Consider the following 24738-nt stretch of genomic DNA (forward strand, 5'->3'; position numbering starts at 1 on the left):
ATGTGTATAAGAGACAGGTGCTGCGCAAGCCGGTGGTCGTGGAAACCAGCCGCACCAAGCTGTTGGGCCGCTACATGGCCGACGCGGAGAAGAACACCGAGGAAATGCTCGAGGAAGCTCTGGGCGGGGCGGTTTTCTTCGACGAGATGCACACCTTGCACGAGAAGGGTTACCAGCAAGGCGACCCCTACGGGAACGCGATCATCAACACGCTGCTGCTGTACATGGAGAACCATCGCGACGAACTCGTGGTCTTCGGCGCGGGATACGCCAAGGCGATGGAAAAGATGCTCGACGTGAATCAAGGTCTGCGACGGCGGTTTTCGACCGTGATCGAGTTCTTCAGCTACACGCCGGACGAGTTGGTCGCGCTGACCCGGTTGATGGGCCAGGAGAACGAGGATGTGATCACCGAAGAGGCGGCCCACTCCCTATTGCCTTCCTACACAAGGTTTTATCTGGACGAGAACTACTCCGAAGACGGCGACCTGATCCGCGGCATCGACACGCTGGGCAACGCCGGTTTCGTGCGCAACGTGGTGGAAAAGGCCCGCGATCACCGCAGTTTCCGCCTCGACGACGAAGACCTGGACGCGGTTCTGGCCAGTGACGTCACCGAATTCAGCGAGCGGCAACTCTTGCGGTTCAAGGAGCTGACCGCCGAGGACCTCGCCGAGGGCCTCAGCGCGGCAGTGGCCGAGAAGAAGACGACGTAACTCGGCCTCGCGTCCGTGGCAGGCGGCCATGACGCGACCCTCCGGGGACCATTCGCCGCCGAGCGACCCACGTACCGTCGGAGCGGATCGGCGCCGCTTCTGAAAAACCCGCGGTTGGAACCGCTCCCAGGAAACTGCCAGCAGCTAGTCAGCGGTGCGGCAGTCTAGCCCGTTTACCCTGCGAGTAGGTGAACAGTAGGGAATGACATGGCAAATCACTCGCTCGCGGTGCGACGGCGGCCGGCGGCTTGGCGTCGGCGGCGGTTCGAGCGGGTGGCGCCAGCAACGTGACGCCGACAGCGCGGTCGGCTTGCAGCCGGGGCGACTGCCTCCGACTTTGAGGCAATTGGTTCGGTGATACGCCGGCTATGAGCTGGCCGGTTTAGGGTGAATGACAATTCGTGGAGTTGTCGTGCATTTATCTCGTGCTGTCGTGTTTACGTCAATAGGAGGCCTTTTCTGCTGACGCATATTGCGGTCTGAATAGGAGCTAGATCACATTTAACCGGGGCCGGTGAAATGCCGGGTTCGTGAAGCGAATATTGCTACTGCAGCGGTGGCGGAGCCTTTCGTTACCGTTGCTCTGTGCTGCGTAAAATCTTCTTACGCTGCGTGTTTGCGATATGATCGAATAGCTAGGCGGGCCAAAGTTCTCACACTCGCCAATACCGTCGTGTCATTGACCTTTTACATTATGTTACGCGCTGGGAACGATGCGCGAATACATTACGGTCACGATGATCTTATATTGGTGCAGCGATGGGTTGGGCGTCCCGGACGCCAATCTTCGCCGGGGGAATTCAGCTAGGGAGGAAATGGTCCTGTGTCTGCAGTGCGTGAAGTGAATCCATGGCCGGCGTAGCGGATTCGATGCGTTTCCTTAGAACTGTGCCGCGGTTGCGGCCGACCCAGCAAAGCCGCGCCTACCATGGCGGCCACTTGCGGGACCGGAGGTAGTACATGCTGGATTTTGGAGCGCTTCCGCCGGAGATCAATTCGGGGCGGATGTACGTGGGCGCGGGGTCGGGCCCGTTGCTGGCCGCTGCGGCGGCCTGGGACGAACTGGCCGCGGAGTTGCAGGCGGCCGGGGTGTCGTACCACTCGACGATCGAGATGCTGGCGACGGGCCCCTGGACGGGTCCGTCGTCGATAGCGATGGCCGCCGCCGCGGCGCCGTACGTGGTATGGATGCAGGCCACCGGCGCCCAGGCCGAGGAGGCGGGCGCCCAGGCCAAGCTGGCCGCGGGCGCCTACGAGGCGGCGTTCGCGGCCACCGTGCCGCCCCCGGTGATCGCGGCCAACCGCGCTTTGCTCGCGGCGCTGATCGCCACCAACTTCCTGGGCCAGAACACACCGGCGATCGCCGCCACCGAAGCCCAATACATGGAGATGTGGGCCCAGGACGCCGCCGCGATGTACGGCTACGCGGCCTCGTCGGCGGCGGCATCGCAGCTGACGCCGTTCGCCGAGCCGCCCAAGACCACCAACGAGTCGGCCGGTCCGATGCAGGCGGCCGCCGTCACCCAGTCGGGCGCGCAGTCGAGCTCCAACACCGCCGCGCAGCTGAGCACGGCGATGCAACCCATGCTCAACGCCGGCAATGTCCAGGCGGCCGCCCCGACCGCCCCGACGACGGGAACGGGCCTGGGGATCGGACAAAACCTGGACTACTGGAACAACATCTGGTCGGTGCTGACGGGCCCGTACTCCCCGCAGTCGTGGAGCAGCGTCCCGGGTGGCCCGTTCCTGTCCTTCGGCCAGGCGTACGCCTGGGGCCAGAACGGCCAGGGCGCCGCCGCCTACCTGTCCGGCCCGAAGGCGATCAACGGCGCGCTCGCCCCCTTGACCAGCGGCCCGAGCGCGGTGCGGCCGATGCTCAGCTCCGCCGTGGGGCCGGCGTCGGGGTCCATGGGCAAGGCGGCCCTGGTCGGCGGCATGTCGGTGCCGCAGGGCTGGACGGAAGCCGCTCCGGCGATCCGAACGATCGCCCAGGTGCTGCCCGCCGACATGACGGCCGCGCCGGCCGCCGCCCTGGCCGGTGAGGAGGGCATGTTCAGCCAGATGGGCCTGTCGAGCCTGCTCGGCCGCGCCGTCGCAAGCAGCGCGACGCGTTCGGTGGGCGGCGCCGCGGCTACGGCCACTGCGCTGGGCGGTGCCGTCGCCGAGGCCGATCCGGCCGCGGCCACCATCATCGTCATCCCGGCCCTGGAGGACTGACGGCGATGACCACCACACAGAGGCCAGCGCCGTCCGCGCGGGCGCCGAGGACAGGGGAATAGAGATGTTTTACGGAGCCTTCCCGCCGGAGTTCAACTCCGGCCGGATATACGCCGGTCCGGGGGCGGAGTCGTTGGTGGCCGCGGCGACGGCATGGGAGAACCTGGCCACCGAGCTGCAGTCCGCGGCGACCGCCTACTCCTCGGTGGTTTCGAGTCTGGCCACCGGCCCCTGGGTCGGTCCGTCCTCGATCGCCATGGCGTCGGCGGCGGCCCCCTACGTGGCCTGGATGCAGCAGACCGCCGTCCAGGCCCAGCAGGCCGCGACGCAGGCCGCCGCGGCGGCGGCCGCCTACGAGACGGCGCTCGCGGCCCACGTGCCGCCCCCGGTGATCGCCGAAAACCGGGCCCTGTTGGCGCAGCTGATGGCGACCAACCTGTTCGGGCAGAACACGGCGGCGATCGCGGCCACCGAGACCCAGTACGGCGAGATGTGGGCCCAGGACGCCGTGGCGATGGACACCTACGCCAGCTCGTCGGAGGTGGCCACCCGGTTCACGCCGTTCAACGACCCGCCGCAAACCACCACCGGCGCGGGCCCGACGATGCAATCGGCCGCGGTGAGCCAAGCCGCGGGCACATCGGCCGGCAGCGTCGGGTCGACCATCAGCGCAACGGCCGACTCGCTGACCGCGGGCCCGGGCAACCCGATACTGGCGTGGCTGTCGCAGCTCGCCACCGAATACAACACCGCGATCACCACGTTCTTGAAGGGCTTCGGCACCACGCCCGCCGGCACCCCCTTGATCACGGCCATGTACAACGCCGTCAAGGTGCCGTTGGGACTGACCACCCAGTTCAACGACGTCGGGTTGCTGATCAACTTCCCCCTGTCGCAGTGGCTCAAATTCGCCCCACCCGCCGCCTACGGCGCGTTGCCGAAGGACGCGCTGGGTGCCGGTCTCGGGGCGCTGGGCTTCGGCCGCGGCACGCTGTACGACGCGATCAGTCCGGCGGCGGGTTTCGCGCGTGGCACCTTGGTGGGGCAGCTCACCGTCCCGCCCAGTTGGGCCTCGGCCACCCCGGCCATCCGGACGGTCGCCGCGGCGCTGTCGGCCGCCGGGCCCGAGGCCGTCCCGGCCGCCAGTCTGGCCGAGGGCGGCCTGTTCAGTTCGATGGCCATGGCGGGGATGCTCGGCAGTGCCCTCGGCGCCGGCGGGCCCACCGTGGTGGGGGCCAGCGTGCGCAATCGGATGAAGCCGATCAAGGACCTCAAAGACAAGCAGTCGCCGGAACAACTCAAGCGGCTGGTCGCGCAGATATCGGAGAAACCCGAAACCGTGCAGCACCACAACGTCGACCAGGAAGGCTTGGACGCCCTGCTCGAGCAGCTGGCGAAGAAGCCCGGCATTCACGCGGTCCACCTGAAGAAGGGTGACAAGTCCAAGGTCCTGCCCGCTGACGCCCAATTGGGCTGAGGGTCAACATGTTTCGGGCCAAACAGCTAAGCCAAGGAGGTTGCGCGATGAAACGTTTACTGGTTCTATTGAGCGCCCCGGTCGTGATCGGGTTGGCCGCGCCGGCGCACGCCGGCCCGCCGCCAGAGCCGGACGGCGACGACGGGGCCTTCCTCGCCGCCCTGCATCAGGCGGGCTTCAGCTTCGCCAGCCCGGACGCGGCCGTCGGGGCGGGCCGGGCCGTGTGTTCGTGTCTGAACAACGGCGAGTCGGGCCTCGAGCTGGTCCACGACGTGAAGACGCACAATCCGGGGATGGACATGGAGATGGCCTCCAACTTCGCCATGATCTCGGCGAAGTACTACTGCCCGCATCAACTCTCCAAGGCCTGATCGGCCGGCCCGAGTCAGGCTGATGGACAAGGCGATTCAGCCATAGGATTCGACGCTGCACGCGGTCCGCCGGCGTGAGACAATCGCGAGCTATGAGGATGCTGGTGGGTGTCGTCGGCGTGTGCGCCGCGATCGGACTCGCCGCGCCCGCACATGGTGACCCGGATACCGGCGGCGTCGACCAGGCGAGCTTTCTCGCGTCGCTGCGAAGCGCGGGCATCACCTACAAGACGCCGGAGGCGGCGGTCCAGTTCGCCCAAGCGGTGTGCACGGCGATGGGCAACGGCGAGTACGGCCCCCAAATGGTCAACGATCTGAAGGGCCAAAACCCCGGGCTCACTACGGATCACGCGACGTCGTTTCTGGCGATCGCCGCGAAGTATTACTGCCCCCAGCAACTCAACAGGAGCTAGCCGCCCATAGCGGGAACCGTTTGGCGGCCCCCAGGTTTCGCACAGGTGGCCGCCGCGCGTCCGGTTCCGGCGAGGTCCACCCGCTGTTCACCTGAGCCTGGTTAGCTGCGGCTACGGCAGCGTACGCGGCCCGAGGAGAAGGAGTGCCATGGATACGCTCAGCGTCGCCGATTTCGCGCTCCGGCTCGCCGTCGGGGTGGGCTGCGGCGCCCTCATCGGCCTGGAACGGCAATGGCGGGCGCGCCGGGCCGGATTGCGCACCAACGCGCTGGTCGCGGCCGGCGCCACCTTGTTCGTGCTGTACGCCGTCGCCACCACGGACACCAGCCCGACCAGGGTCGCGTCGTATGTGGTGTCCGGCATCGGCTTCCTCGGCGGTGGCGTGATCCTGCGGGAAGGCGTCAACGTCCGGGGCCTCAACACCGCCGCCACCCTGTGGTGCTCCGCGGCGATCGGCGTCCTGGCCGCGTCCGGGCATCTGGTGTTCACCCTGATCGGCACCGGCACGGTCATCGCCATCCATGTGTTCGGGCGCCCGCTGGGCCGGCTGATCGACCGCGACAACACCGGCGACGAGGACGAAAGCCTGCGGCCCTACCTGGTGCAGGTGATCGCCCGCCCGAAACACGAGAAGTACGCGCGCGCCCAGATCGTGCAGCACGCCAACGGCAACGACATCACGCTGCGCGGCATCCACACCGGGCGGGCCGACGGCGACGACGAGATCACCCTGACCGCGCACCTGCTCATGGACGGGGATGCGCCATCGCGGCTGGAGCGGCTGGTGGCCGAGCTGTCCCTGCAACCCGGGGTCCGTGCGGTCCAGTGGTACGCCGGCGACGAGGCGCAGTCGGACAGCCGCGGCTAGGGGCGCGACTGCAGCTCCGGCGCGGCCACGGCCAGCAGGTCGGCGCGGTTGCCGGTCAACGGCGGATAGATCCGGCGGGTATTGATGGTCCGCTTGGTGTCCTTGGCCCGGGCGCCGACGGCCACGACCGCCCGATCCCACCCCTCGGTGTAGAGCGCCCCCGCGGGCCCGAGGTCGAGAACCGTAACGTACCAAGGGATTCGGAGGGCCAGCAGCGGCTCGCCGAACAGGTCACTGATGACGTTGTACCCGGCGTAGCGCCCCATCGGGCGGCCGTGTTGGCACGACATCACCGACAGGTGGTCGTCGTCCATGCGGGCCGCCGCGACGTCGCCCGCGGCGAAGACCGCGGGCAGTCCGATCACCCGCAGATAGTCGTCGACGGTGACCCGCCCCAGGCCGTCGCGCGCCACCGGCAGCTGCTCGGTCAGCGGGCTCGCCCGCATTCCGGCGCACCACACCACCGTGGCCGCCGCCAGGTGCTCGCCCGAAGTCAGCGCCACGCCGCGCTCGCTGATCGCGGTGACGCCCACCCCTGCCCGCGCCTCGACGCCGTTGGCCGACAGGGCTTCTTCGATCACCGGGCGCGCCGCCGCGCCCATATCGGAGCCGATGCGGCCGCGATCCAGCAGCACCACCCGGGGAGTGACGCCGCTCGCGGCGAACAGTCCCCGCAACCGCTCCGGCAGCTCGCAGGCCACTTCGATGCCGGTCAGCCCCGCCCCGACGACGACGACCGTGGCCGCCGCGGCCGTCGGCGCTCCGTCGGCGAGCCGACGCAGATGGTCCCGCAGCGCCAGGGCGCCGGCATAGGTGTCGACGTCGAAGCCGTGTTCCCGCAGGCCCGGGATAGCGGGTTTGACGACGTGGCTGCCCGACGCCAGCACCAGCCGGTCGTAGGGATAGGTCACCCCGCTCGAGGTGGCGACTGTTCGGGCGTCGGTGTCGATGCCGGTCACCTCGGTGGCAACGTGCGCCACCCCAACGGGGTCGAGCAGGTCGGCGAGCGGAATCCGGCAGGGCGTCAGGTCGGCTTCGTAGTTACGCACCCGGATGTCGTGGAAGGGTTTGGCACTCACGACGGTGATGTCGACGCTGCCCGCCGGGATGGCGAGCTCGTCGCAGCGCCGGGCCGCGCCGAGTGCCGCCCATAACCCGGCGAACCCCGAGCCGATCACCAGCACAGCGGTCAAGTGCTCAATACCTCATTTGGTACGGGCCGTTACCAGAGTCGGCCGATGGTCGTAATCTATCGGTGTGAATGCTGTCATCGGGTTCTGGTTCGCGCTGCCCCCGCAGGTGCGCGACCCGGTGCTGTTCGCCATCCCGTTCTTCCTATTGCTGTTGGCCATCGAATGGACCGCGGCCCGCAAGCTGCAGCGCAGCGAGGCCTCCCAGACCACTGAGGAGCGGCCCGGATCCGGCGCGTACCTGACCCGCGACTCGTGGACGAGCATCTCGATGGGCCTGGTCTCGATCGCCACCAGCGCCGGCTGGAAGGCGCTCGCGCTGCTGGGTTACACCGCGATCTATGCCTACCTGGCGCCGTGGCACCTCTCGCCGGCCAAGTGGTACACCTGGGTCGTCGCGCTTGTCGGCGTCGACCTGCTGTACTACGGCTACCACCGGATGGCTCATCGGGTCCGACTGGTATGGGCGACGCACCAGGCCCACCACTCGAGCCAGTACTACAACCTCGCCACCGCGGTGCGCCAGAAGTGGAACAACAGCGGCGAGGTCTTGATGTGGGTTCCGTTGCCGCTCTTGGGCCTTCCCCCCTGGATGGTGTACTTCAGCTGGTCGCTGAACCTGATTTACCAGTTCTGGATCCACACCGAGCGCATCGACAAGCTGCCGCGCCCGTTCGAATTCGTCTTCAACACCCCCTCGCACCACCGGGTGCACCACGGGATGGACCAGATCTATCTGGACAAGAACTACGGCGGCATCCTGATCCTCTGGGACCGGCTGTTCGGCAGCTTCCAGCCCGAACTGTTCCGCCCCCACTACGGCCTCACCAAGCAGGTCGACACGTTCAACATCTGGAAGCTGCAGACCCGCGAATACGTCGCGATCGCCCGCGACTGGCGATCGGCAAACCGCCTGCGCGATCGTCTGGGCTACGTTTTCGGGCCACCGGGCTGGGCGCCGCGCACCGCGGAAGCCGGCGAGGCGACCGTCCCGCTGGCGACTTCGCCGTAACGCGGGGACTTCACGGCGCGAAGACTTCTGCGTAACGGAAAGTCACGCCGTAATCTCGAATCGGTCGAGATTTGGGCCCCGACGGATCGGAGTTGATGGTGCGTCGCCTGGCAATGCGCGCTTTCACCGCGTCGATCACCGTCGCCGCGCTCGCGCAATCGATGCCCCCTGCGCCGGCCGAGGCCGATCCCGTCGCGGTATATCCGGGCATGGAGATCCACCAGGGCAACCGCGTCTGCACGCTGGGTTACGTCGACCCCAGTCTCAAAATCGCGTTCACCGCGGGCCACTGCCGCGGCGAAGGCGGGGTCGTGACCGACCGGGGTGGCGCGGTCATCGGCCGGCTGGCCGCCTTCCGGGACAACACCCCCAGTGGCACGACGGTGGCCACCGACCAGTTGATCACCGATTACGAGGCGATCGTGCTGGACAACGGCGTGCTGGCGAACAACGTCCTGCCGGGCGGGCGGCAACTGATCTCGAACCCGGCCGCCGCGCTGGCCCCCGGCCAGGCGATCTGTCACTTCGGGGTGAGCACGGGCGAAACCTGCGGGACGGTGGAAAGCGTGAACAACGGCTGGTTCACCATGTCGCACGGCGTGCAGAGCCACAACGGCGATTCGGGCGGCCCGGTGTACTTGCCGTCCAGCGCCGGCCCCGGGCTGCTCGTCGGCATCTTCAACAGCGTCTGGGGGGACTTCCCGGCGGCGGTGTCGTGGCGGGCCACTTCCGAAGAGGTCCGGGAGGACCTCGGGGTGGCGCGGGGCGGGGCCCGCTAAGGGAACTCAGCGGGGCGCTTCGGCCTGCGCGAGGGCGAACACCGGGATCGTGGGCGCGGCGGCGCGGAATTGTTCGTCGGTGCTGTCCGGCGTCAGCCCGCCGACGTAGCCCTTGACCTGCCAATACCAGCGGTCCAGATAGCGTCGCAGCAGTTCCGGCTTGGCCGAGTCGGCCACCTCGCTGACCCGGGCGCGCCGCCTGCGCCAGCGGGGGCCCGTTTCGACGACGCCCGCCGCCCTGACGTTGCGCGCCCACTGGGTGTTGCCGCGCGGCGACACCAGGTAGTCCACGCCGTCGACGGTCAACAGATTGATGACCACCGCCCGCGGTTTCCCGGACTTGCGCCCGCGGACCCGCAGCGCGCGGGTCCCGGCGATGCTGATCCCCAGTTCGGCAAGCCACCGGATCACCGCGTTGGCGGCCCGTGCGGCGGCGTTCGGCTCTTCGTATCGCGTCGACATGTCGCGTCCTCTCTCGCAAACTTGTCGAGAGCGGTGCTCTCTAAGGCGGCGACACTGCCACAGTCCTGGCCAGAAAGCAAGAGCGGTGATCTCGGTTGTGCCAGACTGACCGCGTGGGCAAACGCCAGGAAACCCGGGAGCAGATCGAGGCGCGCATCGTCGAGCTCGGTCGCCGGCAGCTGGTCGAGCGCGGCGCGGCCGGGCTGTCCGTGCGCGCGATCGCGCGGGACCTGGGCATGGTGTCCTCGGCCGTGTATCGATATGTGTCCAGCCGCGACGAGCTGCTGACCCTGCTGCTGGTGGACGCCTACTCGGACCTGGCCGACGCCGTGGACCGCGCCCGCGAGACTGTCGGGGAGCTGTGGAGCGAGGATGTCGTGGCCATCGCGCGGGCGGTGCGGCGGTGGGCCGTCGCGCACCCCTCCCGCTGGGCCCTGCTCTACGGCAGCCCCGTGCCCGGCTATCACGCCCCGCCGGAGCGCACCGTGGCGGTCGGAACCCGCGTGGTCGCGGCCTTCTTCGACGCCGTCGCGTCCGGGATCGCCACCGGTGACATCAGGCTGACGGATGTCGTTGCACCGCAACCAATGTCGTCGGACTTCGAGCGGATTCGCCACGAGTTCGGGTTTCCCGGCGATGATCGGGTCGTGGCCAAATGTTTCCTGCTGTGGGCCGGGGTGTTGGGCGCGATCAGCCTCGAGGTGTTTGGGCAGTACGGCGCCGACACCCTCACCGACCCCGAGGCGGTGTTCGACACGCAGGTGCGCCTCCTGGTGGACGTGCTGGGCCAGCACTGACCGGCCGGCCGGCCGAATTAGAACATGTTCACCCGGCCGTCCCGGCGGCGCGACGGCCCGCGATGGCAAAGTTTTCGCGGCCCTTTCTGGCGTGCGGGCCGCTGGACTATCCTGCGAGACGATGACCCTTCCCGTTCAGTCGCCGACGCAGATCGCGTGGGTTACCACCGACCTGGATGCCACCGAAACCGCCCTCACCGGCCTGTTAGGTGTGCGCAAGTGGGTGCGGATACCCGAGGTGCACTTTGCTCCGGACACCTGCAGCTACCTCGGAAAGCCCGCCGATTTCGTTGCCAGCATCTCGCTGAGCTATCTCGGTGACATGCAGTTGGAACTGATCCAGCCGGTCAGCGGGGAGAACATCTATAGTGACTTTCTGCGCGAATCCGCGCCGGGTCTGCACCACATCTGCATGGAGGTGGAAAGCCCGGAGCAGTTCGACGCGGTGCTGGCCGAGGCGGTGCAGTTCGGGGCCCCCGTGGTGCAGCAAGGCGTGATGCCCGGCGGTATCCAATTCGCGTACGTGTCGTCGCCGCGGGCGGCGGTGCCGTTCGTGGAGATCGCCTACATTGCGCCCGAGATGAGGGCGTTTTACGACTACATCAAACAGGAGCAGCGCCCATGAGCCGCGCCGGCGACGATGCTGTGCACAGCAATGAGGAGGAGTGGCGCCAATGAGCACCGAGATACCGGCCACCGTCAGCGCGGACGACGTCAATTCGTGGTCCGATGACGTCGACGTGGTGGTGATCGGCTTCGGCATCGCGGGCGGCTGCGCGGCGGTCAGCGCGGCGGCCGCCGGGGCGCGGGTGCTGGTGCTGGAGCGCGCGGCGGCGGCCGGCGGCACGACTTCGCTTGCGGGCGGCCATTTTTACCTGGGTGGGGGAACGGCGGTGCAGGAAGCGACCGGCCACCCGGATTCGCCGGAGGAGATGTACAAGTACCTGGTGGCCGTGTCCCGGAAGCCGGACCACGACAAAATCCGGGCGTACTGCGAAGGCAGCGTCGAGCACTTCAACTGGTTGGAAGACTTGGGTTTTCAGTTCGAGCGCAGCTACTTCCCGGGCAAGGCTGTCATCCAGCCCAACACCGAGGGCCTGATGTTCACCGGCAACGAGAAGGTGTGGCCCTTCCTGGAGAAGGCGGTGCCGGCGCCGCGCGGCCACAAGGTGCCCGTGCCCGGCGACACCGGGGGCGCCAGCATGGTGATCGACCTGCTGCTGAAGCGCGCCGCGAGCCTGGGCGTGCAGATCCGCTACGAGACGGGCGCCACCGAGCTCATCGTGGACGGTTCGGGCGCGGTCAGCGGTGTCACGTGGAAGCACTTCGCCGAAACCGGTGCGGTGAAGGCAAAGTCGGTGATCATCGCTGCCGGGGGCTTCGTGATGAACCCGGAGATGGTTGCCAAGTACACGCCGAAGCTGGCCGAGAAGCCGTTCGTGCTGGGCAACACCTACGACGACGGGCTGGGCATCCGGATGGGCGTGTCGGCCGGGGGCGCCACCGAGCACATGGATCAGATCTTCATCACGGCCCCGCCGTACCCGCCGTCGATCCTGTTGACCGGGATCATCGTGAACAAGCTCGGGCAGCGCTTCGTGGCCGAGGACTCATACCATTCCAGGACCTCGGGGTTCATCATGGACCAGCCGGACAGCGCGGCGTTCCTCATCGTCGACGAGGCGCACCTCGAGCACCCCAAGATGCCGCTGGTCCCGCTCATCGACGGGTGGGAAACGGTGCCGGAAATGGAAGCGGCGCTTGGCATTCCGGAGGGCAACCTCGTTGCCACGCTGGACCGGTACAACGCCAACGCCGCCCGCGGCGAGGACCCCGATTTTCACAAGCAACCGGAATTCCTTGCGGCACAGGATCACGGGCCGTGGGGCGCGTTCGACATGTCGCTGGGCAAGGCGATGTATGCCGGTTTCACCATCGGCGGGCTGGCCACGTCCGTGGACGGTGAGGTGCTGCGCGCGGACGGCACCGTGGTGCCGGGGTTGTACGCGGCCGGGGCGTGCGCCTCGAATATCGCCCAGGATGGCAAGGGTTACGCCAGTGGCACGCAGCTGGGTGAGGGCTCGTTCTTCGGGCGCCGCGCCGGAGCGCACGCGGCCCGAGGGGCCGGGGGCGCGTAGGCGCGCTACAACCCGGCGCCGGAGCGCACGCGGCCCGAGCGCGCTAGACCCGCACGGCCCGAGCGCGCTAGACGCGCGCGGGCTCCTTCTTCTCCTCCACGGGACCCAGCCGCCACGGTCCGCCACCGAGCAGTTGCAGTTCCTGTTCGTGGTGCTGCTCGACGGTGGGCCGGTGGCTGACGCTCACGACCACGCAGTCCGGCAGTTCGGTCCGCACCAGTTGGTAGAGCGCGAATTCCAGCCCCTCGTCCAGCGCGGAGGTGGCCTCGTCCAGGAACACCGCCTTGGGTTTGGTGAGCAGGATCCGCGCGAAGGCGACACGCTGCTGCTCGCCGGGCGAAAGCACCTTGGCCCAATCCCGTTCCTCCTCGAGCCGATCGAGCAGGGGGGCCAGGGCGACCTTGTTCAGCACCTCACGCAGCTCGTCGTCGGAGACGCCGTCCGGTGAGTTCGGGTAGCACACCACGGTGCGCAGGTTGCCCAGCGGCACGTACGGCAGCTGCGACAGGAACATCGTCGCGTTGTCGCCGTCCGGGCGGCACAGGGTCCCGGAAGCATACGGCCACAGCTCGGCGAGACTGCGCAGCAGCGTGGTCTTGCCGGCACCGGAGCGCCCGGTGATCACCAGCGAATCACCTTCGGCCAGTTGAACATCCAGCGGGTCGATCAACCGGTCGCCGCCCGGCGTGCGCACCTCGACGTCGCGGAGTTCGACGGCCGATTCTTCGCTGGGCTTGACCAGCATGCTCGGCAGCGCGCGGCCCTGGCTGTTGGCGTCGACCAGCCCGTGCAACCGGATGATGGCCGCGCGGAAGGCCGCAAAGGCGTCGTAGTTGTTCCGGAAGAACGACAACGAATCGTGAATGTTGCCAAAGGCGGTCGCGCTCTGCCCGACGTCACCGAAGTCGATCTGCCCGGCGAACAAGCGCGGCGCCTGAATCACCCACGGCAGCGGGACGATCGCCTGCGACACCGACCAGTTCCAGCCGTTGAAGATGATGGTCCGGCGCACGAACTTGCGGTAGTTGTCGATGATCGGGGTGAACCGGCGCCACAGTTGCGACCGCTCGACGCGCTCGCCGCGGTAGAAGCCGACGGCCTCGGCGGCATCCCGCAAGCGCACCAGGGCATACCGGAACGCGGCGTTGAGTTTCTCGTTGTTGAAGCTCAGCCGGATCAGCGGATGCCCCAGCCAGACGGCGACCAGCGTGGCGACGAACACATACACCAGGACCGTCCAGAACATCGCGCGGGGGAAGTCGACGCCGAACACGTTGAGGTTTCCGGACAGGTTCCACAGGATCGCCGCGAACGAGATCACCGAGGCCACCGCGTTGACCGCCCCGAACAGCAGGGTGCTGCCGGTCCCGTTCGACGGAATGTTCGGCGTACCACCGGCATTCGCGGTGAAGATGTCGATGTCCTGCTGGATGCGCTGGTCGGGGTTGTCGATCGTGTTGTCGATGAACAGGTCCCGGTAGTAGGCCCTGCCGTCGAGCCAGTCGTCGGTGAGGTGGGCGGTCAGCCACATGCGCCAGGCGATGATGAACCGCTGCGTCAGGTAGATATCGATCATGAACCGGATGACGTACAGCGTGGCCAGCACGCTGAAGATGGCGATCGACATCCAAAAGCCGTGAATGCCGGACTGTTTGACCGCCTCGTCGTCGGCCGCCACGCCCTGCACCGCCTTCTGCACCGCCGTGTACAGATCGTTGCCCTGGTAGCTGAGCAACACCGTGAGCCGCACCGACAGCAGCACCGACAGCAACAACACGCCGAGCATCAGCCACACACCCACGCTGCGCGCCCCGACGAAGTAGCCGCGGGTGATCCGCCAGAACTGCCGCCCCCACGGCGTGAGGTACCTGAACGCCACCAGCGCGAGGAAGAGACACACGACGCTGATCAACCACGCGATGGCGACCCACCGCAGGGAATCCACGGCCGCGGCCGACCAGTCGATCGAGGGCTTGAACGGCTTTGGGCCCATGGTCGCTATCTCCTCACGATCGAGCCGGTGGACTGTGCTGGAACTTCAAATCCTTCGGCGAAGGTACCGGAAGGATCTGGATAGGCTGCGGTTATGAGCACCGACGCCATCCCCACACAAACATTGCACGCCGGCCGGCTGGTCGCGCGCCGGCTGCGGGCCAGCGGGGTCGACACCGTCTTCACGTTGTCCGGCGGCCACTTGTTCTCCGTTTACGACGGCTGCCGCGAGGAGGGCATTCGGCTGATCGACACCCGCCACGAGCAGACCGCCGCCTTCGCCGCCGAGGGCTGGTCGAAGGTCACCAGGGTGCCCGGCGTTGCCGCCCTCACCGCGGGACCGGGCGTCACCAACGGGATGAGCGCGATGGCGGCAGCGCAGCAGAACTGCTCACCCCTGGTGGTGCTGGGTGGCCGGGCGCCCGCGCAGCGCTGGGGCATGGGCTCGCTGCAGGAGATCGACCACGTGCCGTTCGTGGCGCCGCTGGCGCGGTTCGCCGCCACGGCCCAGTCGGCCGAGGACGCCGGCCGGCTCGTCGACGAGGCGTTGCGGGCGGCGGTCGGCGCGCCCTCGGGCGTCGGCTTCGTCGACTTCCCCATGGACCACGTCTTTTCCATGTCCGAGGATCACGGCCGCCCCGGCGCCCTCACCGACCTGCCGCCGGGGCCCGCTCCCGACGGCGAGGCGCTCGGCCGGGCCGCCAGCGCCCTGTCCGCCGCGCGGCGGCCGGTGATCATGGCGGGCACCAACCTGTGGTGGGGGCGCGGGGAGGCGGCCCTGCTACGGCTAGCCGAGGAACTGCAGATCCCGGTGCTGATGAACGGGATGGCCCGCGGCGCGGTGCCCGCCGATCACCCGTTGGCGTTCTCGCGGGTGCGCGGAAAAGCGTTGGGGGAGGCCGACGTTGCGCTGATCGTCGGCGTGCCGATGGACTTCCGGCTGGGCTTCGGGGCGGTGTTCGGGCCGCAGACGCGGCTCATCGTGGCCGACCGTGCCGAACCCGAACGCAAACATCCCCGCCCGGTCGAGGCCGAACTGTACGGCGACCTGTTGTCGATACTGGCGGCGCTGGCCCCCGGGGGCCGCAGCGACCACCAGGACTGGATCGACGAACTGCGGGCGGCGGAAACCGCGGCGCGGGCAAAGGAAAAGGCCGAACTCGCCGACGACCGCACCCCGCTGCATCCGATGCGGGTGTACTCCGAACTCGCGCCGATGCTGGATCGCGACGCCATCGTGGTGATCGACGCCGGCGACTTCGGGTCCTACGCCGGGCGGGTCATCGACAGCTACCAGCCGGGCTGCTGGCTGGACAGCGGCCCGTACGGCTGCCTCGGCTCGGGCCCCGGTTACGCCCTGGCCGCCAAGCTGGCCCGGCCGGACCGTCAGGTCGTCCTGCTGCAGGGCGACGGCGCGTTCGGCTTCAGCGGGATGGAATGGGACACCCTGGTCCGGCACAACGTGCCCGTGGTCTCGGTGATCGGCAACAACGGGATCTGGGGCCTGGAGAAGCACCCCATGGAGGCGTTGTACGGCTACTCGGTCGTGGCGGAACTGCGTCCCGGCACCCGCTACGACGAGGTGGTGCGCGCCCTGGGCGGCCACGGCGAGCTGGTCTCCGCGCCGGTCGAGCTGCGGCCGGCGCTGGAACGCGCCTTCGCCAGCGGCCTGCCGTCGGTGGTCAACGTCCTCACCGACCCGAGCATCGCCTATCCGCGCCGGTCCAACCTCGCCTGATGAGCCGGGTGGGTCCGCCCACCGCGTACCGTTGACCTGTGCCAAAGACCAGCCGCCCGCAACCCGGCCGCCTGAGCAGCCGATTCTGGAAACTGCTCGGCGCCAGCACCGAAAAGAACCGCAGCCGATCCCTTTCCCAGGTCACCGACTCGTCCGAGTACGACGAGGAGGCCGCCGGCCTCACGGACGAGCAGCTTCGCAAGGCGGCCGGGCTGCTCAAACTGGATGAGCTCGCGGAGTCCGCCGACATCTCGCAGTTCCTCGCGATCGCCCGGGAGGCGGCCGAACGGGCCACCTCGCTGCGCCCGTTCGACGTGCAGCTGCTGGGCGCGCTGCGCATGCTGGCCGGCGACGTCATCGAGATGGCCACGGGTGAGGGCAAGACGCTGTCCGGGGCGATCGCGGCCGCCGGCTACGCCCTCGCCGGGCGGCACGTGCACGTGGTGACGATCAACGATTATCTGGCCCGCCGCGACGCGGAGTGGATGGGCCCGCTCATCGAGGCGATGGGTTTGACCGTCGGCTGGATCACCGCCGAGTCGACCAGCGAGGAGCGCCGCGCCGCCTACGGCTGCGACGTCACCTACGCCTCGGTGAACGAGATCGGGTTCGACGTGCTGCGCGACCAGCTCGTGGTCGACGTCGACGACCTGGTGTCGCCGAACCCGGATGTGGCCCTCATCGACGAGGCCGACTCGGTGCTGGTCGACGAGGCCCTGGTGCCGCTGGTGCTGGCGGGCACCACCCACCGCGAGACGCCGCGGCTGGAGATCATCAAGCTGGTCGGCGAGCTTTCCCCGGACACCGACTACGACACGGACTCCGACAGCCGCAACGTCCATCTGACCGACGTCGGCGCGCGCAAGGTGGAAAAGGCGCTCGGCGGCATCGACCTCTATTCCGAGGAGCACGTCGGCACCACCCTGACCGAGGTCAACGTCGCGCTGCACGCGCACGTGCTGTTGCAACGCGACGTGCACTACATCGTCCGGGACGACGCGGTGCACCTGATCAACGCCGCCCGCGGCCGCATCGCGCAACTGCAACGCTGGCCGGACGGGCTGCAGGCCGCCGTCGAGGCGAAGGAGGGCATCGAGACCACCGAAACCGGCGAGGTGCTCGACACCATCACGGTGCAGGCGCTGATCAACCGCTACGACACCGTCTGCGGCATGACCGGCACCGCGCTGGCCGCCGGGGAGCAGCTGCGCCAGTTCTACAAGCTGGGCGTGTCGCCAATTCCCCCGAACGAACCCAACATTCGCGAGGACGAGTCCGACCGCGTCTACATCACCGCCGCCGCCAAGAACGACGCGGTCGTCGCGCACATCGCCGAGGTGCACGAGACCGGGCAGCCGGTGCTGGTCGGCACCCGCGACGTGGCCGAATCCGAGGAACTGCACGAGCGGCTGCTGCGCCGCGGCGTGCCCGCGGTGGTGCTGAACGCCAAGAACGACGCCGAGGAGGCGGAGGTCATCGCCGAGGCCGGCAAGTACGGGGTGGTCACCGTGTCGACGCAGATGGCGGGGCGGGGCACCGACATTCGGCTCGGGGGCTCCGACGAAGCCGACCACGACCGGGTCGCCGAGCTCGGCGGCCTGCACGTGGTCGGGACGGGCCGACACCACACCGAGCGGCTGGACAACCAGCTGCGCGGGCGCGCCGGACGGCAGGGCGACCCCGGCTCGTCGGTGTTCTTCTCCAGCTGGGAAGACGACGTCGTGGCGGCCAACCTCGACCACAACAAGCTGCCCATGGAAACCGACGAGGACGGCCGGATCGTCAGCCCCAGGGCGGCCGGGCTGCTCGACCATGCGCAGCGCGTCGCCGAGGGCCGGATGCTCGACGTGCACGCCAATACCTGGCGCTACAACCAGTTGATCGCCCAGCAGCGCGCCATCATCGTCGATCGCCGGAACACGTTGCTGCGCACCGCAACCGCGCGCGAGGAGCTCGCCGAACTGGCGCCCAAGCGGTACAAGCGGCTGGCCAAGGACATCGAAGAGGACCGCCTGGAGAAGATCTGCCGGCAGATCATGCTCTATCACCTCGACCGCGGCTGGGCCGACCACCTGGCCTATTTGGCCGACATCCGCGAAAGCATCCACCTGCGCGCGCTGGGCCGGCAGAACCCGCTCGACGAGTTCCACCGGCTGGCGGTCGACGCGTTCGCGTCGCTGGCCGCCGACGCGATCGAGGCCGCGCAGCAGACCTTCGAGACGGCGAACGTGCTCGAGGAGGAGCAGGGCCTCGACCTGTCCAAGCTCGCCCGCCCGACGTCGACGTGGACGTATATGGTCAACGACAACCCGCTGTCCGACGACACGCTGTCCACGCTGAGCCTGCCCGGGGTCTTCCGCTAAGCCGGGGCCCGGGTCGGTCCGTTTAACGGAACGCAATACGCCCGCGTTAAGGTCACGCCTCATGGAGCCGGAGCTTCCGCCGAACCGGGTGCTGACGGTGCCCAACGCCCTGAGCGTCATCCGCCTGGTGCTCATCGGGGTGTTCGTCTACGCCCTGCTGTTCGCGCACGCCAACGGCTGGGCGGTCGGAATCCTGATGTTCAGCGGCGCGTCGGACTGGGCCGACGGCAAGATCGCCCGCCTGCTCGACCAGTCGTCGCGGCTCGGCGTCCTGCTCGACCCGGCGGTCGACCGCCTCTACATGATCTGCGTTCCCGTCACGATGGCGCTGAGCGGGATCGTGCCGTGGTGGTTCGTCGCCGTCCTGCTGGCCCGCGACGGGCTGCTGGCCGCGACGCTGCCGCTGCTGTGGAGCCGCGGGTTGTCCGCGCTGCCCGTGACCTACATCGGCAAGGCCGCCACGTTCGCGTTGATGTCCGGCTTCCCGCTGGTCCTGCTGGGGACCTGGGACGCGCTGTGGAGCCGGGTCGTCGGGGCCTGCGGCTGGGCGTTCCTGATCTGGGGCATGTACGCCTACCTGTGGGCGTTCGCACTGTACGTGGTGCAGATGACCATGGTCATCCGGCGGGTGCCCAGGCTCAAACACGAGCCCTCCCGGCCCCAGAGGACGCGGCATGGCTGACCCGGACCGCCTGCTCGGCGGCTACGACCCCAATGCCGGCCGCAGCGCCCACGTGGCGTCGCGCCCGCAGCTGATTCCGGTGCCCTCGCTGCTTCGCGCCCTGCTCTCGGAGCACCTGGATCCCGGTTACGCCGCGGCCGCAGAAAGGCGTCGCGACGCCGACCCGCCCGGGGCGCGCGCACGCGCCTTCGGCTGGCTGTGGCAGGCGCTGGCGGCGCTGCTCATCGCGACGGTCTTCGCCGCCGCGGTCGCGCAGGCCCGCTCGGTCGCCCCCGGCGTGCGTTCGGCGCAGCAGCTCCTGCTGGGCAACGTGCGGTCGACCGAGACCACCGCCGCCAGGCTCGCCCAGCGGCGCAGCGAGCTGTCCGCCCGCGTCGACGACGTGCAGCGCCGCGCGCTGGCCGACGACGCCGAAGGGCAGCGGCTGCTGGCGCGTCTGGACGCGCTCGGCCTGGCCGCGGCCAACCGGGCGGTCATCGGCCCCGGCCTGAAGGTGATCGTGACGGATCCCGGTGCCAGCCCCAACCTTTCCGACGTGTCCAAGCAGCGGGTCAGCGGCAGCAGGCAGATCATCTTGGACCGGGACCTGCAGCTTGTCGTCAACTCGTTGTGGGCCAGTGGCGCCGAGGCGATTTCGGTCGGCGGCGTCCGCATCGGACCCAACGCGACCATTCGGCAAGCCGGCGGGGCGATCCTGGTCGACAACAACCCCACCAGCAGCCCGTACACGATCCTCGCGGTGGGGCCGGCCCGCGCGATGCGGGACACCTTCGACGAGAGCTCCGGCCGGCAGCGCCTCAAACTCCTCGAGGTCTCCTACGGCGTCGTCGTCACCGTGGACGCGGCCGACGGGCTGACACTGCCCGCCGGATCGATCCGCGATATCAAGTTCGCCAAACAGATTGGGCCACAGTGAGAAAAGTCCTCTCTCATCCGCTCACCCGGCGCTCGCGGACGGGAAATCGGGCATGATCGGCATCGCGGCGCTGGCGATCGGCATCGTGCTCGGCCTGGTTTTCCACCCCGCCGTGCCGGAGGTCGTCCAGCCCTACCTGCCCATCGCGGTGGTCGCCGCGCTCGACGCGGTGTTCGGCGGGTTGCGCGCCTACCTGGAACGAATCTTCGACCCCAAAGTCTTCGTGATCTCGTTCGTGTTCAACGTTTTCGTGGCGGCGCTGATCGTCTACGTCGGTGACCAGTTGGGTGTGGGCACGCAGTTGTCCACGGCCATCATCGTGGTGTTGGGGATCCGCATCTTCGGCAACGCCGCCGCGCTGCGGCGCCGGCTGTTCGGGGCGTGATGGTGAGCGAAGATCCGCCAGACGGCGCCCCCGAAAGTGCTGACGCGGCAAGCCGTTCGCCCCATGGCCGCCACGAGCTGCCGGCCAACCGCCCGCGCCCGCAGATCGGCGCGGTGCGCCGCACGGGGCTGTCGGGGCTGGTCCGCAGCGGCCGCTCCCGGTTCGCGTTCGGAACGTTGGCGACGCTGTTGTGCCTGCTGCTGGGCGTCGCCATCGTCACGCAGGTCCGCCAGAACGAGTCGGGCGACTCGCTGGAGACGGCGCGCCCGGCGGACCTGTTGGTGTTGCTGGATTCGTTGCGCCAGCGCGAGGCCACGTTGAACGCCGAAGTGAGCGAACTGCAGAACACACTGAATTCGCTGCAAGCGTCCGGCAACAACGACCAGGCCGCGATTGCGGCCGCCCAGGCCAAGCTGGCGGCCCTGTCCATCCTGGCCGGCGCGGTGGGGGCCACCGGGCCGGGGGTCACCGTCACCATCGACGACCCCGGTCCCGGCGTCGCGCCGGAGGTGATGCTCGACGTCATCAACGAACTGCGGGCCGCCGGAGCGGAGGCGATGGAGATCAACGACGCACACCAGTCGGTGCGTGTGGGTGTAGATACCTGGGTGGCGGGTATGCCTGGCTCGCTGACCATCGACACCAAGACCCTGTCACCCCCGTATTCGATTCTGGCGATTGGCGATCCACCCACCCTGGCCGCGGCGATGAACATCCCGGGCGGCGCCGAGGACAGCATCAAGCGCGTCGGCGCGCGCATGTCCGTCCGGCAGGCCGACCGGGTGGACGTGACCACCTTGCGACAACCAAAACCGCACCAATACGCTCAGCCCGTCAAGTGAGCACTTCGGTCGACAGAACAGGACTACTCGTGAGCGATATCCCACCCGATTTGCACTACACCGCCGAACACGAGTGGGTTCGCCGAAGCGGGGATGCCACCGTGCGGGTCGGGATCACCGACTTCGCCCAGTCGGCGCTGGGCGATGTCGTCTTCGTTCAGCTGCCCGACGTCGGCGCCGACCTGACCGCGGGCGAATCGTTCGGCGAAGTCGAGTCGACCAAGTCGGTGTCGGACTTGTACGCCCCGGTTTCGGGCAAGGTCGCCGCGGTCAACGCCGACCTGGAGGGCAGCCCGCAGCTGGTCAACTCGGACCCGTACGGCGCGGGCTGGTTGCTGGATGTCGAGGTGTCCGACGTCGCCGCATTGGAGTCGGCCATCTCGTCGCTGCTTGACGCCGAGGCCTACCGCGGAACACTGACCGAATGAGGATTGCTAATCTGCCTGCCAGCCGCGAGCGGTGCGGCGAACCGGCGGGGGAAAGGCGGAAAATCGGTCTTCCGATCGTCGGGTGGGGGCCACATTGCAGACCTATGCGCGGTACCGTCGACAGATCGACACTCGAACCCACCCGTCTTAGTAATCGGCAGTACCGGGCGAATAAACCCAGTAAGCAGCCGGCCGAGCGGCCCGGTCAAACAACGCCACAGCGGCCAGTGAGGAGCAGCGCGTGACGGACATGGACAACGACCAGACCTCTGACGAAGTCACGGTGGAGACGACCTCCGTCTTCCGGGCCGACTTCCTCAACGAACTGGACGCCCCCGCCCAGGCGGGCACCGAGACCGCGGTATCCGGGGTCGAAGGCCTCCCGGCGGGCTCGGCGCTGCTGGTCGTCAAACGGGGACCGAACGCCGGATCGCGCTTCCTGCTCGACCAGCCCATCACGTCCGCCGGCCGGCACCCCGACAGCGACATCTTCCTCGACGACGTGACCGTCAGTCGACGCCACGCCGAATTCAGGTTGGAAAACAACGAATTCAACGTGGTGGATGTCGGTAGCCTTAATGGCACCTACGTCAATCGGGAGCCCGTCGACTCGGCGGTGCTCGCCAACGGCGACGAGGTGCAGATCGGCAAGTTCCGCTTGGTGTTTCTGACCGGGCCCAAGCAGGGTGAGGAAGGAGGATCCGGAGGCTAGTGAGCGCACCCGATAGCCCGGCACTGGCCGGGATGTCGATTGGGGCGGTCCTGGAACTGTTGAGGCCGGACTTTCCCGATGTCACGATCTCCAAGATCCGCTTCCTGGAGGCCGAGGGATTGGTGACGCCCCAGCGCGCCGCGTCGGGCTATCGGAGATTCACCGCGTACGACTGCGCGAGGTTGCGGTTCATCCTGACCGCGCAGCGCGATCACTACCTACCGCTCAAGGTCATTCGGGCGCAGCTGGACGCCCAGCCCGACGGCGAACTGCCGCCGTTCGGCTCGCCCTACGCCGCGCCGCGCCTGGTCTCGGTGGCGGGAATCGGGGAGGCCGACGACGAGCCGGGCGCCGGGCCCAAGTCCGACGCGGCCGCGGTGGCGCCGTCGAGCATTCGGCTCAGTCGTGAGGATCTGCTGGAGCGCTCCGGCGTCGACGGCGATCTGTTGACGGCGCTGCTCAAGGCGGGCGTGATCACCACCGGCCCCGGCGGCTTCTTCGACGAACACGCCGTCGTCATCCTGCAGTGCGCGCGGGCGCTTTCGGAGTACGGCGTCGAGCCGCGGCACCTGCGTGCGTTCCGCTCGGCGGCCGACCGGCAATCCGACCTGATCGCCCAAATCGCCGGGCCGGTAGTCAAAGCCGGCAAGACCGGCGCCCGCGATCGGGCCGACGACCTCGCGCGTGAGGTGGCCGCCCTGGCCATCACCCTGCACACGTCGTTGATCAAATCGGCCGTTCGCGACGTTCTCCATCGCTGAGGACTAGACTTCGTCGATAGCTTGGTTGTCAGCGGCACAGCGGTAATTCGGCGTCGTCGTTGCGCCAAGAACAACGGCGGTCTATGCGGAGGGCAGACACAGATGGGTGAAGTTCGTGTTGTCGGCATTCGCGTGGAGCAGCCGCAGAACCAGCCCGTGTTGTTGCTGCGCGAAACCGACGGCGACCGCTACCTGCCGATCTGGATCGGTCAATCGGAGGCCGCCGCCATCGCGCTCGAGCAGCAGGGCGTCGAGCCGCCGCGCCCGCTGACGCACGATCTGATCAGGGATGTGATTGCCGCGCTTGGTCATTCGCTCAAGGAGGTGCGCATCGTCGACCTGCAAGAGGGCACCTTCTACGCCGACCTGGTTTTCGACCGCAACATCACGGTGTCGGCGCGGCCCTCGGATTCGGTGGCGATCGCGCTGCGCGTCGGCGTCCCGATCTACGTCGAGGAGGCCGTGTTGGCCCAGGCCGGCCTGCTCATCCCGGACGAGAGCGACGAAGAGGGCGGCACCGCCGTCCGCGAGGACGAGGTGGAGAAGTTCAAGGAGTTCCTCGACAGCGTGTCGCCCGACGATTTCAAGGCCACCTAGGCCCCCGCGGGCGTACTACCCTGGACACCGACATCACGGATGCGTCTCAACTGGCATCGGGATGTCGACACGCCTGGCGGATAGCGCCCCCTCTTAGCCCGGCGGCGGCCATACTTTGATCACGACTTAAGGGCGCGGTAGCTATCGAACAGCGTAAGCTCTCTAGCACTCGGGCCTGAGCAAACGTGGCTGCGACCCAGCCACGAGACGCAGCTGGAAACGATAGCGCGATCGGCGAGAGGAAGCACCGTGAGCGAGCAGCCACGCCAAGAACAGCTGGACCTAGCTGACACCGCGACCGCCGCGCCGGAGGTGCCCGTGCAACCCGGGCTGTTTCCCGACGACTCCGTGCCGGACGAGCTGGTGGGCTACCGCGGCCCAAGCGCTTGCCAGATCGCCGGAATCACCTACCGCCAGCTGGACTATTGGGCGCGCACCTCGCTGGTGGTGCCGTCGATCCGCAGCGCCGCGGGCTCGGGCAGCCAGCGGCTGTACTCGTTCAAGGACATCCTGGTCCTCAAGATCGTCAAGCGGCTGCTCGACACCGGGATCTCGCTGCACAACATCCGGGTCGCGGTCGACCACCTGCGCCAGCGCGGCGTGCAGGACCTGGCCAACATCACGTTGTTCTCCGACGGCACCACGGTTTACGAATGCACGTCGGCCGAAGAGGTCGTCGACCTGCTGCAGGGCGGGCAGGGCGTGTTCGGCATCGCCGTCTCCGGCGCCATGCGCGAGCTCACCGGGGTGATCGCCGACTTCCCCGGCGAGCGGGCCGACGGGGGCGAGTCCATCGCCGCGCCGGAAGACGAGCTGGCGTCCCGCCGCAAGCACCGCGACCGCAAGATCGGTTAAGCGCACCCGCGCCGCCCGGCCGGGTAA

The 24738-nt window shown here is 68.3% G+C and carries 25 protein-coding genes; 22 read left to right on the plus strand and 3 right to left on the minus strand.

Annotation, left to right across the window (positions count from 1 at the left end; all coding sequences use genetic code 11):
* From WU80_RS03955 to WU80_RS03980, 6 genes are all read left to right on the plus strand, one after another.
* The coding region (locus tag WU80_RS03955) for an AAA family ATPase (RefSeq protein ID WP_156371777.1) at positions 1-716 on the plus strand (716 nt) is incomplete at its 5' end.
* A gap of 960 nt (positions 717-1676) precedes the next feature.
* Positions 1677-2933, plus strand: a complete 1257-nt coding sequence (locus tag WU80_RS03960; protein ID WP_055404903.1) for a PPE family protein — start codon at positions 1677-1679, stop codon at positions 2931-2933.
* A 64-nt stretch (positions 2934-2997) separates the two neighbouring features.
* Entirely contained in the window at positions 2998-4410 is a 1413-nt protein-coding gene (locus tag WU80_RS03965; RefSeq protein WP_055404902.1) for a PPE family protein, read from the plus strand.
* 47 nt (positions 4411-4457) lie between these two features.
* The gene (locus WU80_RS03970) at positions 4458-4781 is read left to right on the plus strand and encodes a DUF732 domain-containing protein (RefSeq protein ID WP_055404901.1); all 324 of its coding nucleotides are present in this window, start codon (positions 4458-4460) and stop codon (positions 4779-4781) included.
* A gap of 92 nt (positions 4782-4873) precedes the next feature.
* On the plus strand, positions 4874-5194 hold the full coding sequence (locus WU80_RS03975; protein WP_055404900.1) for a DUF732 domain-containing protein: 321 nt from the start codon (positions 4874-4876) through the stop codon (positions 5192-5194).
* A gap of 148 nt (positions 5195-5342) precedes the next feature.
* A complete protein-coding gene (locus WU80_RS03980; RefSeq protein WP_055404899.1) occupies positions 5343-6062 on the plus strand; it encodes an MgtC/SapB family protein in 720 nt (239 codons plus the stop codon).
* Here WU80_RS03980 and WU80_RS03985 read toward each other — a convergent pair.
* Positions 6059-7255 carry an NAD(P)/FAD-dependent oxidoreductase gene (locus WU80_RS03985; RefSeq protein ID WP_055404898.1) on the minus strand — a complete coding sequence of 399 codons (1197 nt, stop codon included), beginning with the start codon at positions 7253-7255 and terminating at the stop codon, positions 6059-6061. The two genes, WU80_RS03980 and WU80_RS03985, sit on opposite strands and share 4 nt — an antisense overlap.
* Before the next feature lie 64 nt (positions 7256-7319).
* Here WU80_RS03985 and WU80_RS03990 point away from each other — a divergent pair, with 64 nt between their 5' ends.
* Positions 7320-8264 carry a sterol desaturase family protein gene (locus tag WU80_RS03990; protein ID WP_055404897.1) on the plus strand — a complete coding sequence of 315 codons (945 nt, stop codon included), beginning with the start codon at positions 7320-7322 and terminating at the stop codon, positions 8262-8264.
* Between the two features lie 95 nt (positions 8265-8359).
* Positions 8360-9043, plus strand: coding sequence for a hypothetical protein (locus WU80_RS03995; RefSeq protein WP_055404904.1), 684 nt, complete (start codon positions 8360-8362; stop codon positions 9041-9043).
* 6 nt (positions 9044-9049) lie between these two features.
* On the opposite strand, the gene WU80_RS04000 is transcribed toward WU80_RS03995, so the two are convergent.
* Positions 9050-9505: a nitroreductase/quinone reductase family protein gene (locus WU80_RS04000; RefSeq protein ID WP_055404896.1), complete on the minus strand. Its 456-nt coding sequence runs from the start codon at positions 9503-9505 to the stop codon at positions 9050-9052.
* Positions 9506-9618: 113 nt separating this feature from the next.
* Between WU80_RS04000 and WU80_RS04005 the strand changes: the two genes are divergently transcribed.
* The 3 genes from WU80_RS04005 to WU80_RS04015 all read left to right on the plus strand — a co-directional run bounded on the left by WU80_RS04005 (position 9619) and on the right by WU80_RS04015 (position 12440).
* Positions 9619-10302, plus strand: coding sequence for a TetR/AcrR family transcriptional regulator (locus WU80_RS04005; protein WP_197281309.1), 684 nt, complete (start codon positions 9619-9621; stop codon positions 10300-10302).
* Between the two features lie 121 nt (positions 10303-10423).
* The gene (locus WU80_RS04010; protein WP_055404894.1) at positions 10424-10927 is read left to right on the plus strand and encodes a VOC family protein; all 504 of its coding nucleotides are present in this window, start codon (positions 10424-10426) and stop codon (positions 10925-10927) included.
* Positions 10928-10976: 49 nt separating this feature from the next.
* A complete protein-coding gene (locus tag WU80_RS04015; protein ID WP_055404893.1) occupies positions 10977-12440 on the plus strand; it encodes an FAD-binding protein in 1464 nt (487 codons plus the stop codon).
* A gap of 67 nt (positions 12441-12507) precedes the next feature.
* On the opposite strand, the gene WU80_RS04020 is transcribed toward WU80_RS04015, so the two are convergent.
* Entirely contained in the window at positions 12508-14433 is a 1926-nt protein-coding gene (locus WU80_RS04020; RefSeq protein WP_055404892.1) for an ABC transporter ATP-binding protein/permease, read from the minus strand.
* A gap of 93 nt (positions 14434-14526) precedes the next feature.
* On the opposite strand from WU80_RS04020, the gene WU80_RS04025 reads away from it, so the two are divergent.
* The 11 genes from WU80_RS04025 (at position 14527) to WU80_RS04075 (ending at position 24711) form a co-directional block, all read left to right on the plus strand.
* Positions 14527-16170: an acetolactate synthase gene (locus tag WU80_RS04025; RefSeq protein ID WP_055404891.1), complete on the plus strand. Its 1644-nt coding sequence runs from the start codon at positions 14527-14529 to the stop codon at positions 16168-16170.
* 38 nt (positions 16171-16208) lie between these two features.
* The gene (gene secA2, locus WU80_RS04030) at positions 16209-18533 is read left to right on the plus strand and encodes an accessory Sec system translocase SecA2 (protein ID WP_055405729.1); all 2325 of its coding nucleotides are present in this window, start codon (positions 16209-16211) and stop codon (positions 18531-18533) included.
* Positions 18534-18594: 61 nt separating this feature from the next.
* Positions 18595-19215, plus strand: coding sequence for a CDP-alcohol phosphatidyltransferase family protein (locus WU80_RS04035; protein ID WP_055404164.1), 621 nt, complete (start codon positions 18595-18597; stop codon positions 19213-19215).
* Positions 19208-20131, plus strand: a complete 924-nt coding sequence (locus tag WU80_RS04040; protein ID WP_055404165.1) for a DUF881 domain-containing protein — start codon at positions 19208-19210, stop codon at positions 20129-20131. The genes WU80_RS04035 and WU80_RS04040 overlap by 8 nt, the downstream gene beginning before the upstream one ends.
* 52 nt (positions 20132-20183) lie before the next feature.
* Positions 20184-20516: a small basic family protein gene (locus WU80_RS04045; protein WP_007170008.1), complete on the plus strand. Its 333-nt coding sequence runs from the start codon at positions 20184-20186 to the stop codon at positions 20514-20516.
* A 2-nt stretch (positions 20517-20518) separates the two neighbouring features.
* The gene (locus tag WU80_RS04050) at positions 20519-21358 is read left to right on the plus strand and encodes a DUF881 domain-containing protein (protein ID WP_055404181.1); all 840 of its coding nucleotides are present in this window, start codon (positions 20519-20521) and stop codon (positions 21356-21358) included.
* A 29-nt stretch (positions 21359-21387) separates the two neighbouring features.
* Positions 21388-21786, plus strand: a complete 399-nt coding sequence (gcvH, locus tag WU80_RS04055) for a glycine cleavage system protein GcvH (RefSeq protein ID WP_055404167.1) — start codon at positions 21388-21390, stop codon at positions 21784-21786.
* A 250-nt stretch (positions 21787-22036) separates the two neighbouring features.
* A complete protein-coding gene (garA, locus tag WU80_RS04060) occupies positions 22037-22498 on the plus strand; it encodes a glycogen accumulation regulator GarA (protein WP_369808490.1) in 462 nt (153 codons plus the stop codon).
* Positions 22498-23259 carry a MerR family transcriptional regulator gene (locus WU80_RS04065; protein ID WP_055404169.1) on the plus strand — a complete coding sequence of 254 codons (762 nt, stop codon included), beginning with the start codon at positions 22498-22500 and terminating at the stop codon, positions 23257-23259. The genes garA and WU80_RS04065 overlap by 1 nt, the downstream gene beginning before the upstream one ends.
* Positions 23260-23361: 102 nt before the next feature.
* Positions 23362-23856, plus strand: coding sequence for a bifunctional nuclease family protein (locus WU80_RS04070; protein ID WP_007170013.1), 495 nt, complete (start codon positions 23362-23364; stop codon positions 23854-23856).
* 249 nt (positions 23857-24105) lie between these two features.
* Positions 24106-24711 carry a MerR family transcriptional regulator gene (locus WU80_RS04075; RefSeq protein ID WP_055404170.1) on the plus strand — a complete coding sequence of 202 codons (606 nt, stop codon included), beginning with the start codon at positions 24106-24108 and terminating at the stop codon, positions 24709-24711.
* The last annotated feature ends 27 nt before the right edge of the window (positions 24712-24738 follow it).

This window comes from Mycobacterium sp. UM_11 (assembly GCF_001414075.1).
Taxonomy (GTDB): Bacteria; Actinomycetota; Actinomycetes; order Mycobacteriales; family Mycobacteriaceae; genus Mycobacterium.

Bases quoted from the DNA above. Each gene is read 5' to 3' on its own strand.
- WU80_RS03960 (WP_055404903.1), top strand. From the start codon at position 1,677: ATGCTGGATTTTGGAGCGCTTCCGCCGGAGATCAATTCGGGGCGGATG.
- WU80_RS03965 (WP_055404902.1), top strand. From the start codon at position 2,998: ATGTTTTACGGAGCCTTCCCGCCGGAGTTCAACTCCGGCCGGATATAC.
- WU80_RS03970 (WP_055404901.1), top strand. From the start codon at position 4,458: ATGAAACGTTTACTGGTTCTATTGAGCGCCCCGGTCGTGATCGGGTTG.
- WU80_RS03975 (WP_055404900.1), top strand. From the start codon at position 4,874: ATGAGGATGCTGGTGGGTGTCGTCGGCGTGTGCGCCGCGATCGGACTC.
- WU80_RS03980 (WP_055404899.1), top strand. From the start codon at position 5,343: ATGGATACGCTCAGCGTCGCCGATTTCGCGCTCCGGCTCGCCGTCGGG.
- WU80_RS03995 (WP_055404904.1), top strand. From the start codon at position 8,360: ATGGTGCGTCGCCTGGCAATGCGCGCTTTCACCGCGTCGATCACCGTC.
- WU80_RS04000 (WP_055404896.1), bottom strand. From the start codon at position 9,505: ATGTCGACGCGATACGAAGAGCCGAACGCCGCCGCACGGGCCGCCAAC.
- WU80_RS04010 (WP_055404894.1), top strand. From the start codon at position 10,424: ATGACCCTTCCCGTTCAGTCGCCGACGCAGATCGCGTGGGTTACCACC.
- WU80_RS04015 (WP_055404893.1), top strand. From the start codon at position 10,977: ATGAGCACCGAGATACCGGCCACCGTCAGCGCGGACGACGTCAATTCG.
- WU80_RS04020 (WP_055404892.1), bottom strand. From the start codon at position 14,433: ATGGGCCCAAAGCCGTTCAAGCCCTCGATCGACTGGTCGGCCGCGGCC.
- WU80_RS04025 (WP_055404891.1), top strand. From the start codon at position 14,527: ATGAGCACCGACGCCATCCCCACACAAACATTGCACGCCGGCCGGCTG.
- WU80_RS04035 (WP_055404164.1), top strand. From the start codon at position 18,595: ATGGAGCCGGAGCTTCCGCCGAACCGGGTGCTGACGGTGCCCAACGCC.
- WU80_RS04040 (WP_055404165.1), top strand. From the start codon at position 19,208: ATGGCTGACCCGGACCGCCTGCTCGGCGGCTACGACCCCAATGCCGGC.
- WU80_RS04045 (WP_007170008.1), top strand. From the start codon at position 20,184: ATGATCGGCATCGCGGCGCTGGCGATCGGCATCGTGCTCGGCCTGGTT.
- garA (WP_369808490.1), top strand. From the start codon at position 22,037: ATGGACAACGACCAGACCTCTGACGAAGTCACGGTGGAGACGACCTCC.
- WU80_RS04070 (WP_007170013.1), top strand. From the start codon at position 23,362: ATGGGTGAAGTTCGTGTTGTCGGCATTCGCGTGGAGCAGCCGCAGAAC.